This is a genomic window from Companilactobacillus baiquanensis, assembly GCF_003946605.1.
In the GTDB taxonomy this organism is placed as follows: domain Bacteria; phylum Bacillota; class Bacilli; order Lactobacillales; family Lactobacillaceae; genus Companilactobacillus; species Companilactobacillus baiquanensis.
Genome location: NZ_RHOQ01000005.1, coordinates 58,459 through 78,220 on the forward strand (window position 1 = coordinate 58,459; position 19,762 = coordinate 78,220).

General features: G+C 35.2%; 17 protein-coding genes and 1 pseudogene. 13 read left to right on the forward strand and 5 right to left on the reverse strand.

Going from position 1 to position 19,762, the window contains the following annotated elements; all coding sequences use genetic code 11:
* The first annotated feature begins 120 nt into the window (after nucleotides 1–120).
* Genes ilvB through EKM77_RS08670 form a run of 6 tightly spaced genes read left to right on the forward strand, consistent with a single transcriptional unit; the run spans nucleotide 121 to nucleotide 6,785 of the window.
* A complete protein-coding gene (ilvB, locus tag EKM77_RS08645) occupies nucleotides 121–1,821 on the forward strand; it encodes a biosynthetic-type acetolactate synthase large subunit (RefSeq protein ID WP_125593659.1) in 1,701 nt (566 codons plus the stop codon).
* Between the two features lie 37 nt (nucleotides 1,822–1,858).
* A complete protein-coding gene (ilvC, locus tag EKM77_RS08650; RefSeq protein ID WP_125593660.1) occupies nucleotides 1,859–2,884 on the forward strand; it encodes a ketol-acid reductoisomerase in 1,026 nt (341 codons plus the stop codon).
* Between the two features lie 8 nt (nucleotides 2,885–2,892).
* A complete protein-coding gene (locus EKM77_RS08655; protein WP_125593661.1) occupies nucleotides 2,893–3,678 on the forward strand; it encodes an ABC transporter ATP-binding protein in 786 nt (261 codons plus the stop codon).
* Between the two features lie 20 nt (nucleotides 3,679–3,698).
* Nucleotides 3,699–5,447, forward strand: coding sequence for a dihydroxy-acid dehydratase (gene ilvD, locus EKM77_RS08660; RefSeq protein ID WP_125593662.1), 1,749 nt, complete (start codon nucleotides 3,699–3,701; stop codon nucleotides 5,445–5,447).
* Between the two features lie 8 nt (nucleotides 5,448–5,455).
* Nucleotides 5,456–5,788, forward strand: a complete 333-nt coding sequence (locus EKM77_RS08665) for a metal-sulfur cluster assembly factor (protein WP_125593663.1) — start codon at nucleotides 5,456–5,458, stop codon at nucleotides 5,786–5,788.
* Between the two features lie 31 nt (nucleotides 5,789–5,819).
* Complete coding sequence (locus tag EKM77_RS08670) at nucleotides 5,820–6,785, forward strand: bile acid:sodium symporter family protein (protein ID WP_125593664.1); 966 nt, start codon at nucleotides 5,820–5,822, stop codon at nucleotides 6,783–6,785.
* Between the two features lie 73 nt (nucleotides 6,786–6,858).
* Here the strand turns inward: EKM77_RS08670 and EKM77_RS08675 are convergent, their stop codons facing one another.
* Nucleotides 6,859–7,764: a proline-specific peptidase family protein gene (locus EKM77_RS08675; protein WP_125593665.1), complete on the reverse strand. Its 906-nt coding sequence runs from the start codon at nucleotides 7,762–7,764 to the stop codon at nucleotides 6,859–6,861.
* Nucleotides 7,765–8,310: 546 nt separating this feature from the next.
* On the opposite strand from EKM77_RS08675, the gene EKM77_RS08680 reads away from it, so the two are divergent.
* The 5 genes from EKM77_RS08680 to EKM77_RS08700 all read left to right on the forward strand — a co-directional run bounded on the left by EKM77_RS08680 (nucleotide 8,311) and on the right by EKM77_RS08700 (nucleotide 13,636).
* Nucleotides 8,311–10,209: a heavy metal translocating P-type ATPase gene (locus tag EKM77_RS08680; protein WP_125593666.1), complete on the forward strand. Its 1,899-nt coding sequence runs from the start codon at nucleotides 8,311–8,313 to the stop codon at nucleotides 10,207–10,209.
* Nucleotides 10,210–10,265: 56 nt separating this feature from the next.
* Complete coding sequence (locus EKM77_RS08685; protein WP_125593667.1) at nucleotides 10,266–10,496, forward strand: heavy-metal-associated domain-containing protein; 231 nt, start codon at nucleotides 10,266–10,268, stop codon at nucleotides 10,494–10,496.
* Nucleotides 10,496–11,050 carry a ferritin-like domain-containing protein gene (locus EKM77_RS08690; protein ID WP_125593668.1) on the forward strand — a complete coding sequence of 185 codons (555 nt, stop codon included), beginning with the start codon at nucleotides 10,496–10,498 and terminating at the stop codon, nucleotides 11,048–11,050. Before EKM77_RS08685 ends, EKM77_RS08690 begins: the two co-directional genes overlap by 1 nt.
* Nucleotides 11,051–11,235: 185 nt before the next feature.
* Entirely contained in the window at nucleotides 11,236–11,928 is a 693-nt protein-coding gene (locus EKM77_RS08695; RefSeq protein ID WP_125593669.1) for a Crp/Fnr family transcriptional regulator, read from the forward strand.
* Nucleotides 11,929–12,127: 199 nt separating this feature from the next.
* Nucleotides 12,128–13,636, forward strand: a complete 1,509-nt coding sequence (locus EKM77_RS08700; protein WP_125593670.1) for a cytosine permease — start codon at nucleotides 12,128–12,130, stop codon at nucleotides 13,634–13,636.
* A gap of 77 nt (nucleotides 13,637–13,713) precedes the next feature.
* On the opposite strand, the pseudogene EKM77_RS08705 reads toward EKM77_RS08700, so the two are convergent.
* A pseudogene (locus EKM77_RS08705) lies at nucleotides 13,714–14,673 on the reverse strand (ornithine cyclodeaminase family protein).
* Between the two features lie 173 nt (nucleotides 14,674–14,846).
* Here EKM77_RS08705 and EKM77_RS08710 point away from each other — a divergent pair.
* Entirely contained in the window at nucleotides 14,847–15,560 is a 714-nt protein-coding gene (locus EKM77_RS08710; protein ID WP_125593671.1) for a TetR/AcrR family transcriptional regulator, read from the forward strand.
* Nucleotides 15,561–15,753: 193 nt separating this feature from the next.
* On the opposite strand, the gene EKM77_RS08715 is transcribed toward EKM77_RS08710, so the two are convergent.
* From EKM77_RS08715 to EKM77_RS08725, 3 genes are all read right to left on the reverse strand, one after another.
* On the reverse strand, nucleotides 15,754–16,185 hold the full coding sequence (locus tag EKM77_RS08715) for a GNAT family N-acetyltransferase (protein WP_125593672.1): 432 nt from the start codon (nucleotides 16,183–16,185) through the stop codon (nucleotides 15,754–15,756).
* A gap of 2 nt (nucleotides 16,186–16,187) precedes the next feature.
* A complete protein-coding gene (locus EKM77_RS08720) occupies nucleotides 16,188–16,631 on the reverse strand; it encodes a MarR family winged helix-turn-helix transcriptional regulator (protein WP_125593673.1) in 444 nt (147 codons plus the stop codon).
* Nucleotides 16,632–16,783: 152 nt separating this feature from the next.
* Nucleotides 16,784–17,245 carry a VOC family protein gene (locus tag EKM77_RS08725; protein ID WP_125593674.1) on the reverse strand — a complete coding sequence of 154 codons (462 nt, stop codon included), beginning with the start codon at nucleotides 17,243–17,245 and terminating at the stop codon, nucleotides 16,784–16,786.
* Nucleotides 17,246–17,440: 195 nt separating this feature from the next.
* Between EKM77_RS08725 and helD the strand changes: the two genes are divergently transcribed.
* Nucleotides 17,441–19,747, forward strand: coding sequence for an RNA polymerase recycling motor HelD (helD, locus tag EKM77_RS08730; protein ID WP_125593675.1), 2,307 nt, complete (start codon nucleotides 17,441–17,443; stop codon nucleotides 19,745–19,747).
* Nucleotides 19,748–19,762 lie beyond the last annotated feature (15 nt).

Sequence of the window (19,762 nt, forward strand, 5' to 3'; positions counted from 1 at the left end):
TTGCAATAATTGGTGATAATCAAGGTAAATTAAAGAAAAATTAGAAAAACCAATCACTATATTAATTCTAATATAATTTGACCTAAAAAATGAGAATCACTTATGGAAGGAGGATCTATTATGTTAGCAAAACAGTCAGACGGTGAACAAAATCAAATTAGCGGAGCTGAATCTTTGATTCGATCGTTAGTTGATCACAATGTTGAAGTTTTATTCGGATACCCTGGTGGGGCTGTTTTACCAATTTATGATACGTTTTATACTTCATCTTTTAGAAATATTTTAATGCGTCACGAGCAAGGTGCAGCCCATGCTGCTGAAGGATATGCCAAAGTCACGGGGAAAACCGGAGTCATTTGTGTTACTAGTGGCCCAGGGGCATCAAACGCCATTACGGGAATTGCTGATGCAATGATGGATTCGACTCCATTGGTCGTTTTAACTGGACAAGTTGGTACAGAATCGATTGGAACACACGCATTTCAAGAGCTAGATATTTTGAGTATGACGAAAGCTGTAACTAAGTCTAATTTCCAAGTTAAAGATTATTCAAAACTTTCCAATACTTTAGATAGAGCTTTTGAAATTGCTCAATCAGGTCGAAAAGGCCCAGTCTTAGTCGATTTGCCAAAAGATGTAATGTCGGCAGTTTATTCTGATAATTCGGTTGAGTATAAGAAGAATTCAAAGAATCTCTTATTTGATGATCAAAAAAGTCAGCTTGATACAATTCTAAGTAAATTAAGGCAAGCAAAAAAACCCTTACTTCTATTAGGAGCAGGGGTTGGTGCAGCCAATGCAGGATTATTAGCCGCAGAATTTGCATATCAATGGCAAGTTCCAGTCGTATCGACTTTGTTAGGTTTAGGAGTTTTGAAAAATAACGATCCACTTTTCTTAGGAATGGGTGGAATGCATGGCTCATATGCCGCAAATATGGCTTTTCAAGAATGTGATTTTTTGTTAAATATTGGTTCAAGATTTGATGATCGTTTGGTCCCAAATGTTGAAAAGTTTGCTCCTTATGCTGAAGTTGCCCATATCGATGTTGATCCACAAGAAATTGATCGGATCGTTCATACTAAGTATTCAGCAACAGCAGATGCCAAACTGGCACTAGAATATATGACCTCTTTTCCAGCTGAAAGTCGTTCGACTAGGAAGTGGTTAGAAAAAACACAAAAGAATAAAGCTCGTCATCCCTTTAAATATAAGAAAGAAAAGAATTTGTTAAAACCGCAAGAAGTTATTCAAGCTGTTGGTGAAGTTACTCATGGACAAGCAACTGTTGTTACAGATGTCGGACAACACCAGATGTGGGTGGCACAATATTATCCATTCCATTATCCAAGACAATTAGTAACATCTGGAGGTTTAGGAACAATGGGCTTTGGTCTTCCGGCTGCAATTGGTGCAAAGTATGCCAATCCCGATAAAGATGTTGTTTTATTCGTCGGTGATGGCGGTATTCAAATGACCAGTGAGGAACTAGAAGTTTTAGCAGCTGAAAAATTAAATATAAAAATAATCTTATTAAATAATAGGACCCTCGGAATGGTCCGCCAATGGCAGGATGAATTTTATGACCAGCGTCGATCACAAACAGTTTTTGAACATCAGCCTGATTTTGAAAAACTGTCAGAAGCGTACGGGATTTCCTACTATGAATTAGACAAATCAGACAATTTAGAAACTAAATTTCAAGATTTATTCAGTAAAAGTGAACCAGCTTTGATCAATGTAACAATTCCAAGTTTTGAACAAGTCTATCCAATGATTGCACCTGGTTGTGCTAATGATGACATATTGGGCTTAGATTAAAAAATAAAAAGTATTTAAACTAAATGGAGGATTTATTATGAAAGTAGAAATGTTATATGACAATGATGTCACAACAAATTATTTACAAGGAAAGACTTTAGCATTTGTCGGATACGGATCACAAGGACATGCACAGGCTAACAATTTACGTGATTCTGGCTTCAACGTTGTAGTTGGCGTTCGACCAGGAAAATCATTTGATAATGCTAAACGTGATGGGTTTGAAGTATATTCAGTTGCCGAGGCCGTTAAAAAAGCCGACTGGGTTCAGATGTTAACACCCGATGAAGTTATGTCAGATGTCTATAAAAATGAAGTCGAACCTAATTTAAAAGAAGGCGACGTCTTAGGATTCTCTCACGGATTTAATATCCATTATAAGGAAATCGTTCCTCCAGCTAATGTTGATGTCGTTATGATGGCACCTAAAGGTCCAGGAAATCTCTGTCGCCGTACATATAAAGAAGGCTTCGGGGTCCCAGCACTTTATGGATACTTCCAAGATTATTCAGGACATGCAGAAGATCTCTCAAAAGAATTTGCTAAGGGAAATGGTGCTGCTCGTGCAGGATTATTGAAGACAACTTTCAAAGAAGAGACAGAAGAAGATCTCTTTGGTGAACAAAATGTCCTAATGGGGGGTATCACAGCTTTGATCGAAACAGGTTTTGAAGTTTTAACAGAAGCAGGATACTCTCCACAACTAGCCTATTTTGAAGTTGAACATGAAATGAAACTTATCTGTGATCTTATCTATGAAGGTGGTTTCAACAAGATGTATAAAGATTGTTCCAATACATCTGAATATGGTTCTTATGTCGTTGGTCCAAAGGTCGTCGGTCCAGAGGCAAAACAAGCCATGAAGGATTCACTTGAGAATATCCAAAATGGTAAATTTGCCAAAGAATTTATGAAAGATTATCGTAACGGTTTCCCAGAACTTTACAAGATGCGCGAACGTTCAGAACATTCCTTATTATCAGAAGTTGGTGAAGGATTGCGTGAAAGAATGCCATTTGTTAAAGAAGCTGATAAATACAGTACACCTCAAGCTGAAGCATAGTAATTATTATGAGTAATATTCTTGAATTTAAAAATGTTTCAGTAACTCGCGGAAATAGGCAAATTTTAAAAGACATCTCTTGGCATGTTAAAGCTAAGGAAAATTGGGCAATTTTAGGTTTAAATGGCGCAGGTAAAACGACTTTATTGAAGATGATCCACGGTGATCTGTGGCCGACGACTGGTTCTTTAGAAGTATTGGGTGGATTGTTTGGTCAGACCAATATACCTAAATTACAAACTAAGATCGGCTGGGTCAGTACCGCCTTACAAGATGCTTTGCATCCAGGGGATATCGTTGACCAAATCGTTTTATCAGGTAAGTTCGCAAGTATTGGAGTTTATCAAGAATACAGCGACCAAGATTTGGAACAAGCACGAAATATTTTGAAAAATCTTGGCGGTGAAAAGTTATTGTCTAAATCATACGCTGTTTTATCACAAGGAGAACGGCAACTTATTTTAATAGCTCGAGCACTGATGGCAAAGCCTGAATTATTAATTTTAGATGAACCATGTAATGGATTGGATTTATTTGCTAGAGAAGAATTGTTAAAACGTATTCAAAAAATTGCCAAAAGCCCTGATAGTCCTGCCTTACTTTTAGTGTCGCATTACACTGAAGAGATTCTGCCAGTATTTGATCATCTACTGTTATTACGATCAGGGGAAATCGTTAACTTTGGTCAAACAAAAAATTTATTATCAGAAAAGTCCTTATCAGACTTTTATCAAAAACCAATTATTGTTCAAAAAATCGATGAAACTAGAGTATCTGTTTACCCCAAGTCATAAAAAGAGAAGAGGATGATGAAATGAGTGACACACTAAATTTCAATGTTAGTGGTAAAGATATGCAAAAGAGAAGTGACGAAATTAAAGTAGGTGTCGATCGAGCACCAGGTAGAAGCTTGCTCTATGCAACAGGTCAAGTTAAAGATCCAGAAGATATGAAAAAACCATTCATTGCAATTTGTAATTCATATATTGAAATCGTACCTGGTCACGTTCATTTGCGAGAACTAGCCGATATTGCTAAAAAAGAAATTAGAAAGGCTGGTGGGATTCCATTTGAATTCAATACTATCGGTGTTGATGATGGTATTTCAATGGGACATATCGGAATGCGTTACTCATTGCCTAGTAGAGAAATTATCGCTGATTCCGCGGAAACAGTTATTAATGCACATTGGTTTGATGGCGTTTTATATATGCCAAATTGTGACAAAATCACGCCGGGAATGTTGATGGCATCTGTTCGTACTAACGTTCCATGTGCCTTTGTCTCCGGTGGACCAATGAAAGCTGGGGTCGATCCCAACGGTAAAGCAGCTACTTTATCTTCTGTTTTTGAAGCTGTTGGTGCTTTTAAAGATGGGAAAATGACTAAAGAGGACTTCTTAGAATTGGAACGAAATGCTTGTCCTAGCTGTGGTTCTTGTTCAGGAATGTACACAGCTAATTCAATGAATTCATTAATGGAAGCTTTTGGATTAGCACTACCTTATAACGGTACTGCCTTAGCTACATCAGAAGAACGCCGTGAATTAGTTAGAAAAGCCGCACGACGCGTTATGGAAAATGTTAAAAATAATCTTAAACCTCGCGACATTATGACTAAAGATGCTTTTGATGATGCTTTTGCCCTAGATATGGCAATGGGCGGCTCAACTAATACGGTTTTGCATGGTTTAGCAATTGCTCATGAAGCGGGTGTTGAATACAGCGAGGAAGAAATCAATAAAATCGCTAAACGTACACCACATTTGGCAAAAATTGCTCCATCATCATCTTGGACAATGGAAGACGTTCACCAAGCTGGTGGAATTCCAGTATTGATGAATGAGCTGATTCAAAAAGGTGTTTTCCATCCTGATCGAATGACCGTCACCGGTAAAACGATTCGTGAAAATGTTTCTGGAGCAGTTACTAAAAATCCAGAAGTTATCAGACCTTTGGATAATCCTTATTCTGAACAAGGTGGACTTTCGATTCTTTATGGAAATGTCGCTAAATTAGGTTCAGTTATCAAAGTAGCGGGTGTAGATCCAGATATTCACAAGTTTACTGGTAAAGCTATTTGTTTTGATTCGCATGATGATGCGGTTGAAGGAATAGACAATGGAACAGTTAAGGCCGGTCATGTTGTTGTTATTAGATATGAAGGTCCAAAAGGTGGTCCAGGGATGCCTGAAATGTTAAATCCAACTTCAGATATTATCGGACGTGGTTTAGGAAGAACGGTTGCACTTATTACTGATGGAAGATTTTCCGGTGCAACTCATGGAATTTGTGTAGGTCATGTTTCACCAGAAGCCGCTTCAGGTGGAGAAATCGCACTGATCCATGATGGAGACGAAATAACGATCGATCTTACAAATCGAACTTTGAACGTTGCTGTATCTAATGATGAATTTGAAAGACGCAGAAAAGAATTAAAACCATTCCAACCTAAAGTTAGATTCGGTTATTTAGCAAGATATCAGTATTTAGTAACTTCAGCAAATACTGGTGGTGTAATGCTAGGAGCTGATCAATTATTTGGAAAAGAAAAGGGAAAGTAGTGATCTAAATGGTAGATGAGATGCAAGAATCAGCAGTAAAAAATTTGCAAGATAGGATGCTTGAACGGTTATCAAAAGTTATTGATCCAGAATTAAGAATTGATTTGGTCAATCTAGGTCTGATTTACGGTCTAAGTATGGAAGATAACGTCGTTACTGTCACTATGACTTTAACAACTATGGGATGTCCTATTTCAACAGTTTTGGAACAAATGATTCAATCATCTTTGGAAAAACTGCCAGAAGTAGACGAAGTAAAAATAAATATTGTTTGGGAACCGGCATGGGGACCGGATAAGATGAGTCAAGTCGCTAGAATGACTTTAGGTTATTACAATTAAATTTATTTAAAATGAAAAGAAGCGTGATTATATGGGAAAATTAGAAGCACTAGGTAAATGGATCGGTCGATGGTTTACGGTATTAGTTGTTATTTGGGCAATTTTTAATTATTTATTGCCACAAACGAGTAAATGGGTAATTCCCAACACATCGTATTTATTAGGAATTATTTTGTTTGGTATGGGGCTGACACTTCGTGGAGAAGATTTTGTCAGGATCGTTAAACGTCCTTTGCCAGTTATCTTAGGAACTGTGGCGCATTATGTGATCATGCCTTTAGTCGCTGTTGTATTATGTAAGATTTTCCATTTAACAGGAGCTACTGCTGTTGGAGTTATCCTTGTTGGATCTTGTCCTAGTGGAACATCTTCAAGTGTTATGGCATATTTGGCCGGAGGCGATGTTGCCCTAGATGTTTCAATAGAGACTTTATCAACTTTACTCGCACCATTGGCATTGCCAGGACTATTAATGTTATATGCTGGACAGTATGTAACGATCCCAACACAATCACTTTTCATGAGTACGATCAGAATTGTTTTAGTACCAATTATCTTGGGTGTTATTATCCATACATTATTTGGTAAAAGAATCGATAATTTAACACGTGCTTTACCGTTAGTATCACAAACAGCCATCCTTCTAATCATCGGGGCTGTTATATCTGCTAACCATGCTGAATTATTCACTGCTACAACAGCTTTGGTAATTCCAGTTGTTATCCTTCATAATCTATCAGGATACGGTTTAGGTTATCTATTTTCAAGATTAATTCGTTTAAAGGATCCGCAAAGAAAAGCTATTACCTTTGAAGTTGGGATGCAAGACTCTAGTTTAGGTGCAACCTTATCAATGTTGTACTTCTCACCAGCAGCAGCTATTCCTTCTACTATATTCAGTGTTTGGCATAATATCTCTGGTTCAGTTCTTTCATCATACTGGAGAGGTCATACTGAGAAAAATAGACTTCATAAGACTTCAGCTGTAATGGGATAATGTATAAACATGCAACACAAAATAGCTCAGTAATCCAAAAAATCGGATTACTGAGCTATTTTTGTCATAATGATTAGTCATTAAAATTATTAGATTCAACATCTTTAATAAATTGTTCCAAATGATCAAAATAAACTGGGGCATTATCGATCATATGATGATGTCCACCATTTGGTGTTGTAACAAGACGAGCATGTGGAATTTTTTCTTGCATGATTTTGGCAGTCGCAATAGGCATTGTTTCATGTTCACCAAAAGTTAGAAGTGTTGGTACAGTGATTTCATGAAGTCTATCTCTAAAGTGCCAGTTCTTTAATTTACCAGTGATAACAAATTCGTTGTCACCTTGGAAGACGTTATAAACACCGGTTGAAATAGTGCTGATCAAGTGAGAAATAGCAGCTGGTTGTTTACGATCGACATATTCAGCGTTTAATACATCGACATAACTTTGATAAGTGGCATCATCAAGGTCATTTTCAGCTTCTTTTTTCTCCATATACTTAACTTTTTCAGGACCTAAAGCATCCATACGACATTTGTTGATATTCTTAACGTAATCGTCAATCTCATCAACCATACTTGAAATAATAGCTCCCTTTAAATGTTTGCCATATTTAGCAGCGTACATTTGAACCAGAGCACCACCCCATGATTGTCCAATAAGATAGAAGTTATCTAAACCAAGTTTTTGTCTTACTTCTTCAACTTCTTCTAAGAAATAATCATAAGTGAGATATTTTTCAGCAATTTTTGGATCACTGTAATCGGGTTGGTCTGAATACCATGAACCCAATTGATCATACATTGTAACTTGAACACCAAGATCAGCTAACTTTTCTCCAAAGTTTTCCCAGTATTCGTGAGTTCCACCAGGTCCACCGTGTAAGCAAAGTAATTTAATATCTCCGTGACCTTGTGTATTTGTCCATAAGTGGTAGCCATTATCTAAAGTGATAATAGTAGTTCCTTGTTTCATATAAGTTTATCCTCCTGCAAGTGTATGAGTAACAGTATATCGCTTGTCCAGTTTTCATAGCAATTATTTTGTAATAATTCTTTAATGTTTTTAATTAATAATCCATTTATAGTTATGGATTAATTAGAGAAAGTAGTTATAATTCGAGTTTCATCCTATTAAGAAAAGAAAAACATATTAAAAAATCTGAAACATTTAAAGAATTAATCAAAAAACTAGTCGGAGGAGCTGAAAAAAGAATCACTAGCAGTGAAAGTGGCGTTGGCGATTTATCGCCTACACCACCGGGCGTGTTTGGAGACTTGCTGAACAAGCAAGGCTTCAAACCGAGGTCAGAGACGTTTCTCAGGCTCTGTCCGTTCCGCACTGCAAGTGATTCTTTTTCCAGCTCTGGAGACGGCATATTTAACTACTATATATATTAGTTAATATCAGTATTTGATTTAAAAAATAATAATTAAACTTATTTCCAAAACTTGACCGCAATCAAGTTGAAACCCCTAAAAACCTAATACAATGTATTTGTGCTTAAGGAGGAAAGAAAATATGAAATTCAATATATGGGTTCAGAAACATCAAAATCAAATGACTGCGGCAATCGCAATCTTAATCGTAATCAGTTTAATCTCGGACTACTTATTAAAATTACCGATGATCTCAACACCAGCCATGATCATAGCAAGTATTATTGGTGCCATTCCAGTATTCTTACATGCATGGACAGCCTTAATGAATAAAGTTATTAGTATTGAACTACTTGTAACGATCGCCGTTATCGGAGCTTTCGTTATTGGTGAATATGAAGAATCAGCTGTTGTTACATTCCTATTCTTATTCGGAAGTTATTTGGAACAAAGAACTTTACAAAAGACTCGTTCCTCAGTTAAGAATTTAACAAAAATGGCTCCAACAACTGCAGAAGTTGTTGATGAAGATGGAAATATTGAAACTGTTGACGTTGATGACGTTGACGAAGGCGACCACGTTATCGTTAAACCAGGTGGTCAAATCCCAGTCGATGGAAAAATCATCGAAGGTAAGGGATATATGAATGAAGCATCTATTACAGGTGAATCTACACCAGTTGAAAAGACTATTGGCGACAAAGTTTTCGCTGGATCACTAACAGACAATGGTACTATCACGATTGAAACAACTTCAGTTGGTGAGGATACTACCTTTGGTAAAATTATTGAACTTGTTGAAGAGGCTCAAGATAGTGCTTCTCCAGCCGCTAGATTTATTGATAAATTCGCTACATATTACACACCTGCAGTTTTAATAATTGGTATTTTAGTTTGGATCTTTACACAAGATTTCCCATTAGCTATCACTGTCCTAGTTCTAGGATGCCCAGGTGCTTTAGTAATCGGTGCCCCAGTTTCAAACGTTGCCGGAATTGGTAACGGTGCTAAAAATGGTATTTTAATGAAAGGTGGAAACGCCGTAAATACCTTCTCTAAAGTTGATACATTGGTACTTGATAAAACTGGTACTTTAACAACTGGTCAAATGAGTGTCACAAAACTATCTCATTTTGGAACTGATAAAGAATCAGATATGGCATTACTTTCAGCCGTTGAAGGTACGTCAGACCATCCACTAGGACGTGCCATCGTTAAATATATCGAAGCAGAAAATGTTACTGCAACAAAAGATCTTCCAGAACTTGATACTGTTAAAGGTCAAGGTTTACAAAGTAATGATGGAGACATTTTAGTTGGTAATGAACGTTTAATGAAAGCTAATAATGTTGAAATTTCAAAAGATGCAAGACAAGCTATGAATGATCGTGTAAATCAAGGTGATTCGATCGTACTTCTAGCCGTTAACAAAGAATTGAAATTAGTTGTTGGTGTTAATGATCAATTAAGACCAGATGCTTTTGAAGGTTTAACAGCTCTAAAGAAAGCCGGAATCAAACGTGTTGTAATGCTTACTGGTGATAACAAATTGGCAGCTCAACATGTAGCAGATAGATTACCTGTTGATGAAGTTCACGCTGAATTACTACCAGAACAAAAAGTTGATTTTGTTAAGAAATTTACTGATGAAGGTCATCACGTAGCCTTTGTTGGAGATGGTATTAATGATTCACCATCACTTGCAACAGCCGATATCGGAATTGGTATGGGTACAGGTACAGACGTTGCTATCGAAACAGCTGATGTCGTATTAGTTAAATCAAGTTTTGACGCTTTGGCACATGCCTATGTACTAGCTAAGAAAACAGTTGCTAATACAAAAGAAAATATCATTATTGCGGTAGGAACAGTAGCACTATTGTTATTAGGTTTATTAGTCGGAGTTATTCATATGGCAAGTGGAATGTTTGTCCATGAATTCAGTATCTTAGTTGTTATCTTTAACGCTATGAGACTACTAAGAATAAAAACTTTCAATAAATCTCCAAAACTTGATGTAAATCAAGTCGAGACAGCATAAAACAGACTATTATATGATTTGTAAGATAGATAAAGATATTTAGGAGGAACATAAATATGGCAAAAGTAGTATTACAATTAGGCGAATTAACATGTCCATCATGTATGACAAAAATTCAAAAAGCAGTTTCAAATCAAGACGGAGTTTCAGATGTAAAAGTAATGTTCAATGCAGGTAAAGTAAAAGCTAACATTGATGAATCAAAAGTTACAGGTGAAGATCTAGGTAAAGTTATCACTGAATTAGGCTATGAAGTTAAGAAAATCAAGACAAAGGAAGTTGCATAATGACAGAATTAACAATTGACGAAAAGTTTGAAGCAGAACAAAAACAAGCCGATGCAGATCATCATAAACCAACCGCCGGTGCGATGACTGGTCATATCGTTTCAAACCACGCATACATCAACATTAAGCTACATCAATTAAAATGGTTTGTTAAAGGACCAAATGCTGAAAACTATAAGTCAGTATTGAATGACACTATCGACGAAAACAATGCTTGGTTCGACAAAGTAGCCGATCAATTGTTAGATGAAGGTGAATTACCACCATCAACAATGAAAGAATATTCAGATTACACAATGATCGAAGAAAATGGTGCAAACAAATACTTGGATGCAGAAGCAATGATCCAAACAGTTGTAAATGACTTTGTAACTGATAATATGTTTGTAACAAGAGCAATCAAGTTAGCAGAAAACGAAGAACGTCCATTCATGGCCCAAGTATTAGTAGAATTACTAGGCTGGAATAATCATCAAATCCGTATCTATCAAGCCTTACTTGGTAATAGTGCCAAAGAAGGATTTGAAGATGACGATGATGAGGATGAAGATTAGAGAGCAAAATGAGGCGCTTAGCTTCTGAGCATTACCTAGAACAACGAGTATGGCGCCCTATGCCATACTCGTTGTTCGTAGTAAGCGCAGGAAGCTGTCTCATTTTGCTCGTTTCAGAAGAGCGCAGAGGTCTGTCCTTCTGGAACTCGTTTCAAAAAATCAAAAATAGAAAGTAGGAGATACAAATGACAGAAGTTCACGGACATCATGATGAAGAAACAGATGACTGCTTAGATCTAGTAACGATTTTTCAATCACTACCAGAAGAAGATTTGGCAAAGATTTCTACATTAGTATCGGATCGCCATTTTAAAGCTGGAGAATATATCTTTTCAGCCGGAGATCCAGCTGATACTTTAACGATCGTAGCTCATGGTCAGGCTAAGGTTTTTCAAATAGCTGCGAATGGCCGTGAACAAATGTTGCGAGTTCTTCAAACTGGAGATTTTGATGGCGAGGCAGCTTTGTTTACTTCTAAAGATAGAACAAGTTTTGCTCAAGCTTTGATGGAAACTAATGTATGTCAAATTCATCGTTCAGATTTTCAAAATATGATGAAATCCTCACCAGATTTAGCATTGAACATGATGAATGCTTTTGGAAAAAGGCTAGTAAAAATGGAACAACAGACAACTGAATCTGCAGTTTCTAGTGTTGAGGGTAGACTTGCCAACTATTTACTAGAAACAGGAGCCGGATTGAAACAAGAACAATTTGAGCTACCTTTAAAGAAAAAGGATATTGCAACTTATCTGGGAACTACTCCAGAGACCATTAGTCGTAAGTTGACATCTTTAGAGAAACAAGGATTGATTGAAAAACAAACTAATTCGAAGATCAAGATCGTTGATTCAGATGGATTAGCTATGGTGGAATAAGGTTTAAAGATAGAGCAATTCCAATGGGGATGCTCTATTTTTTTTTACGTAAATTAAAAGATTAAAATTACTTCTATATTTATATATAACAAAATAAAATTATATGTTAAACTGTGGATAATCGCTTGTCATAAAAAATAATCATTTGATTATCAAATAACTTTGCAGAGTTTGTTGACCATGATTAAGGAGAATATTTATGTCAAAGACGGTAGAGCAGACTGATATATATCATATTTCCGATGAGAAATATAAAGAATATGCGGATGCACAATCTAATGAAGAAATGCTACCTTTACGCGAAGATAAAAGAACTATGGGTTTTGGAAATTACTTTACTTTGTGGATGGGTGGAATTCATAATATCGCAACGTATGCGACTGTTGCAGGATTTCTACTATTGGGAGCACCCATGAAACATATCATTTTGGCCATTTTTTTAAGTTTTATTTTTTCGGCTTATATGGACACCTTAAATGGTCGTGCTGGATCCAAGTATGGTATTCCTGGTTCTATGCACTTAAAGTCTGTTTATGGTGATCGTGGTGCTAAGCTTCCTGGTATTTTGCGTGGTATTTTTTCAGGGTTAGCTTGGTTTAGTTTACAGATTTATACTGGGTCTCGTGCATTATATATTTTGATTGCTGTGATCTGGCCTTCTTTTGAATCATTAGGGGGGAACTTTAATTTTATAGGAATAAATTTGCCTAATTTAATAAGTTTTATATTGTATTGGGTATTTACTTTATTGATAGGATTGGGTGGAAGTAACTTAATTAATAAATTTAATGTCATCTTGAATCCTTTGATTTACATCTTTTTTATCGGAGCGGCGATCTGGGCTTTAAATGCTGCTGGAGGGTTTGGTAATATATTGTCTTTTACGCCTCCAAAGAATTTATCTTATAGTTACCCTACAATTTTAGTTTATTTTATGATTTTTAACTCATTGTTAGGTTTTTGGTCATCACCAGCTGTTAATGTGGCTGATTATACGAAGAATGCTAAATCAAATAGGGCTCAATCTACTGGAATGACTTTGGGATTTGGAGTCGGATATCTCATTTTTGCCTTTTCTAGTGTTATTATTTTGGCCGGTGGGGCTTTACGTTATGGTGTTACTAATTGGGCCGATTTCCAACAGTTTGGAATTTTGTCTATTATGCGTCATTGGAGTCAACCTTTTGCTATCATTGGCGGAATTATTGTTTTACTTATGGCAACAGTATCAGCTAATGTTTTGAGTAATGGATTGTCTGCTACTTATCAACTTATAGCGTTGTTCCCTAAACGTTTTTCATATAAGACAGGTATGATAACATCTGCAATTATTGCATTCATATTGATCCCTTGGAAAACAATGACAGGTAATGGTGGAGTTATGGCCTTTATGAATATGATCGGCGTAATGTTAGGACCTGTTGTTGGAGTCATGCTTGCTTACTACTTTGTAATCGATAAAAGAAAATTAGATTTAGACAGTTTATATTTAGACAAAGTAAATCCTAAGAAATATAATCGCTACGCTGGTATAAATAAGAATGCTTATATTGCCACAATTATAGCTATTATTATTACAATGTTAGGTTACATTCATGGATTTGAAGCTATTAATCAATTAAGTGTTTTTGTTGGTGCAGGACTAGGATTTCTCATTTCAATTATTCTACCAAGATCAAAAGATAGACGTGTACAGAAGAGTAATTAGTATAACTTTTTATTATTGTTTATTAAAAATAGAGACAAAAAAATCATCCCATTAATTGGAATGATTTTTTTATAGCTTTATTTTTTAGCTTTCTCATAAATCATGATTGCTAGTGCAATGTCTAAAACTCCTGAACCAACGCTTTCATTCAAAGTTATTTCTTCATCATTTTCACGTCGCTTGATCTTGCCAACAAGAGCTTCTCCGATAGTACCTGTAACGTCATCTTTGGATATTTCACCGTTCTTAAGCGGAATTAAGATATCACCAGCAGCTTCTCATAGTCCATCCATATGTTCTGTGACAATTTTATTTGCTCTTTTTACGGTTGTTGAATCAATCTCTTGCATGAATGATGTAAATGAACCAATTGCATTAATATGTGTTCCAGGTTTTATATTATTTCCATCAAATACCGGCGTATGTGCAGTTGTACAAGTACAAATGATATCTGATTCTTTAACTAGTTCGTCATTAGATTTGGCTTCTACTATTTCGTAATCAGTATTCTTTACCTTTTCGATCATACCAATAAACTCTTTAACACGATCTTTATCAATATCACTAACAATAAGCTTTTTTATTTCACGAACTTCTTGAATAGCTAATATTTGAGAATAGGCCTGAAGTCCTGTACCAATGATTCCTAATACATGTGCATTTTTTCGCGCATATAAGTTTGTGGCTACACCAGCATTGGAACCTGTTTTGATAGCTGTTAAGTAATTAGCGTCAATTAAAGCTTCAAGGACTCCAGTTTCACGTGAGTAGAGACTGATCGTAGAAATTACACTAGGTAACCCTTTAGAACGATTGCCTGGGAAAACAGCTGAAAATTTTGAACCAAAATGAGGCTGTGTCTCTGTATTGGCTACTAACCATTGTCCGACGTTTTCTTTTCCGTTTACTGGCATGAAAATACGATCACCTGAATAAAATGTTCCGGCAACGTTATCTCGATAGGCATCTTCAATTGTTGAGATAGCTTTTTTTACTGATAATGTTTCTTTTACTTGGTCTTCTGAAATACGTAACATAGTTATTCTCCTATAAATTTTAATTTTTACAGAGTTTGTTATAACTAGTGAATAAAATATAATCGCTTGATTAGATTATATCAACGTGGTTAAATATAATCAATAGGATATATGCAAACGTTTCCAAGTAATTTGAATATGTTAATATATTTTTTATAGAAAGGTACGTGACTATGAATAATAAGGAAATTCAGCGTCAGAGAATGTATAGTTACTTTATTACTGCTTGTCAGGATCTTATTAAAGAAGAAGGAATGGATCAACTGACGATCCGTAAAATTTCTGATAAAGCGGGATATAATAGTGCAACACTGTATAACTATTTTGAGAATTTGGATCAACTTAAGGCATTATCACTATTAGATAATATAAAACCTTATTTTTATTCGATAAGGTCTTTATATAATATGGATTTAAACTTAATAGATAGATTTCTTCTCATATGGCGTGAGTATGCTAAATATTCATTTAGAAATCCACAAGTTTATACAGAAGTTTTTGAGTCTAGTAATTCTGATAATATCTTGAGTTATATTGATAAATACTTTGAGTATTTTCCAAGTGATGAGTTTTCTAAAGAAGATGACGTATATAACCTTGTATACAACAGAGATATGAAACAAAGAGATAAAGTTTTATTAGATCCAGAAGTTGGTGCAGGATATATTAGTGAAAAACAAGCTAAGTATTTGATCAGTGGAATTTATGCTCTTCATATAGGTATGTGTAATCAGGTACTTAATGGTTATTACGATGATTCAGACCAAGCGTTGAATTTATTTATGAACTACTTGATCGATATGTTTTTGCTGAATTCTAATGTAGATGAAAATAAGGCAGAATTATTGAATAGGGTAAGTTCTTTAAAATTGAATGAAAATATGTAGTACGGCAGACAGGCGCAGTAATCCGATATCTCAGATTATTGCGCCTGTTTTTTATTGTGTATTATAAATTATTGAAACGCGCGCTATAAGGCAGAGACTGAACACAGCTACAAACGACGAACAATTGAAAGTGCACAATTATTCGTCGTTTTAGGCTATGATCAGTCTCTAACCGCCTTATAGCGCGCTCTTTTTACATCTGCAAAATCATTTTTACATGCGGTGTAGTATTGAACAAAAATTCATCACCAACTCGTGTGAAATTAAATTTCTCATAAAACTCTTGAACATAGGATTGAGCTTCTATCTCAATTCTAGAGCCAGGGAAATTACGTTTGATAAATCCTAGAACTTCATGCATTAACGATTTTCCTAATCCAGATCCACGATGTGAATTATCAGTTACAACGCGTCCAAAACTGATATGGTCGTCTTCTTTAAAAACTCTGGCGTAAGCAACTAATTCGTCATCGAGGTATTTGAAGATATGAAATGCTTCAAGGTCAATATCATCGACTTCTTTATAAAGTCTAGTTTGTTCAAGGACAAAAACTTTTTGACGTAATTTATAAATATCGAATAGTTCTTTAGTTGATAGTTCCTTAAATTTTTTAATTTCCCACATGATTAATTCTCACTTTCGTTTTTAAATAAAATATCGTAGGCCGTAGTTAGTGATTTATAAAGTTCTTTTTGCTTTTGAGCAGGGATATTGGATACAAGGTGCTGAATTTGTTTATTAGAATCATCATCAATTCGGTCAAATAGTTCCTGTCCTGATTTTGTTAGTAATAGAATCTTAGATCGGGCATCTTCTTTTGACTCATGTTTAGTAACTAATTTTAATTTAACCAGCTTGTTGATGATGCGACTAGTGTAGCTAGCATCCATATCTAAATTTTTAGCAACTTCCATAGGCGACAGACTGCTATGACTGCCAATTTCTAATAAAACTCGTGATTCCTGAAAACTAAAACCGGTGTTGAATACTTGTTTATTCAATAATCCTAATTGATCAGTATATTTACGATTAAATGAACGAATCTCGTTGATCTCTTTTTGTGAAAGCATATTATAAATCTCCTTTACTGGACAATGTCCATTATAATTATTTATTGGACTTTGTCCAGTAGTTTTTACAACAATCTACGATTTTTATTTATTAAAACGCGTGCCATAAGGCGGAGATCTCCGCCTTATGGCACGCTCTGATTTAAATATCACTAACTATGATCTACACTTTCTGACCAAGGTGAGGTATGCAACATCCATTGGATACCATATTTATCAGTGAAACCACCCATTTTTCCACCCCAGAATTGTTCTTCAAAAGGCATGGTGATATTTACTTCATCAGATTTTTCCAAGTTTTCATAAAAATTATCAGTTGCTTTTACACTCTCTGGATCTTCATTATTGATATCAAGTAGTAATGAAACTTGTCCTGATGGTTCGGCGTTTCCGTTAAAAGCATCGGAACATTCGATTTTCATACCTAGGATAGTGAATCCAGCATGCATCGTTAAATTATCTAGATCAACACCGTCAGGGATTCCAAATTGTTTAGCTTGTTCAGGTTTAGGACTTAAACGATAGACTTCAGTAGCACCGAAGACTTCTTGATAGTATTCAATAGCCTCTTTAGCGTTTTTAAAAGCAATATATGGATAAATTTGTGATTGCATATGATCCATCTCCGTATTTAATTTGGTGGCTAAATTATAGCAAATTATTAGTAGAAATATGCCAAATTAGTTAACAAAATAAAAAGGATTTTTATTGCCCAAATTCTTGTTATACCAACGGATTGATAAGTCTCTATTTTTGAATTCTGTTTATAAAAATGGTAATATAATATAACTAAAAATTTCGAGGTTAATATGACAGAAAAATCTGAAATTAAGCAATTAGATGAAAAACAAATAGAACAAGCACATTTAGATGATGTGGTTGAAAAAATCAAAACTTCCGAGAAGAAGTTAAAAGAACATATAGATGTAGCAGAAGAAGATTTAAAGGTTATCAATGATGCTTTTGATGATATTCATGTTGGTATGGATGGCGATGCTATTTCAATGGATGCTGCCTTGTCGATCCACGCACAGCAACAAATGCTCGATGAGCGTAATAATAGTTGGCACCAATCACAACAACGTTTAGGAGTTTTAAAGCGCCTTGAAAAGACACCTTTCTTTGCTAGATTGGATTTTCAAGAAAAAGGTGAACCTAAAAAAGAAAAAATTTATATTGGTTTGACCTCATTTACTGATAAAGCCGATCATTTTTTAGTGTATGACTGGAGAGCACCGATTTCGTCTATTTATTATGATGGAAAACTTGGTGATGTTGAATATCAAACACCAGATGGTTTGCAACAAGTTGAATTGTTCTTAAAACGCCAATTCTTAGTTGAAAATGGTAAGATTCAAGCCTATTTTGATACCCAAGAGACGATTGGCGATCAAATGCTTTTGGAAGTTTTGGATGGTAAATCATCTACTCATATGAAGGGGATCGTTAAAACTATTCAGGCTGAACAAAATAAGATCATTCGTGATACTAAGTCACGATTACTATTTGTTCAAGGAGCAGCTGGATCAGGTAAGACCTCGGCTATTTTACAGCGAATTGCCTTTTTACTATACAGATATCGTGGAACTTTGACATCAAGCCAAGTTGTTATGTTTTCGCCTAATATGTTATTCAATGACTATATCCAAAACGTTTTGCCTGAAATGGGTGAACAAAATATGGTTCAGATGACATATGGTCAATATTTAGCACGACGTTTACCAAACATATCTATGGAAAGCCTCTCACAAAGATTTGAAAAACAAGATAATCCCGCTAATAAGAATATTTCAAAATTTGTCTCAGATATTGAATTTTTCAAGATTTTAACTAATTATGGACAACTTTTGAATGAGAGTGGTGTTAGTTTTAAAAATATTAAGTTTAAAGGCAACGTTTTTATTTCTAAAGAGCGGATCGCAGAAATTTATTATAGTTTTGGACCACAATATAATTTAGGAAATCGCCTAGATGCCACAGTAGAACGACTTCAAAAAATGCTTCGTCGTAAAGTTGGTTCTGAAATGCGTTCAAAGTGGGTCGAAGAACAGATCGAGAATTTGAGTCAGGAACAACTAAAAATGCTTTACAACACTGCTGATCAAGAATTTAAAAATGGTGATGAAGAACATAAATTTTTAGCCCGCAAGATAGTTATGGCAGCAATGCAAAAAGTTTATAGCCAAATTACTCATTTGAGATTTTTGAGCGTTTCGACTAATTACTTGAACTTTTTAAGAGCTGTGCCAAAGATTACTGATCTATCGAAATATGGAATTACAGATGATCAGTGGAAGGCATATGTTGAAGACTTTATCGAAATGTTTAATGACAAACAAATTTCTATGGATAATTTAAGTCCTTACTTATATTTATATGATTTGGTTACTGGTAAGCATGGGGAACTTGATATGAAGTTTGTCTTTATCGATGAAATTCAAGATTATACACCATTCCAGTTAGCATATTTGAAATATAAATTCCCTAGAGCTCGTTATACTATGCTAGGTGATCTGAATCAGTCGATCTTTACTAAGAAGAATAGTCAAACATTATTATCCGAAGTGCAGGGATTATTTGATCCTGATGATACAAGGGTAGTTCAGTTGACTCATTCTTACCGTTCGACTAAACAAATTACAGATTATACCAAAGCCATTTTGACTAATGGACAAAAGATCGAACCATTCAATCGTGATGGTGATCTGCCAAATGTGCTGATTTCAAATGATGAAGCACAGGCTATGGATAATGTTGTTGAACAGTTGAAAGAAAATGATCAACGTAAATTCACAACAGCAATCATTACTAAGAGTTTAGAAGAATCAAAATGTGTTCAAAAGATGCTGTTAGAGCATGGAGTTGAATCCACTTGGATCAAATCTGAAAATCAACGACTTGCCACAGGTACGATTGTTTTACCATCATACTTGGCAAAGGGTTTGGAGTTTGATGCCGTTATTATGTGGGATGCTTCTGAAAAGAAATTTGATGAAGATGAACAACAATTAGTTTATACAATTGCTTCTCGTGCTATGCATAAACTTACAATTATCGCTATTGGCGAATTGTCAGAGTTGCTACAAAGAGTACCTGAAGAATATTACTCTAAGTAAAAAACAGTCTTAGTA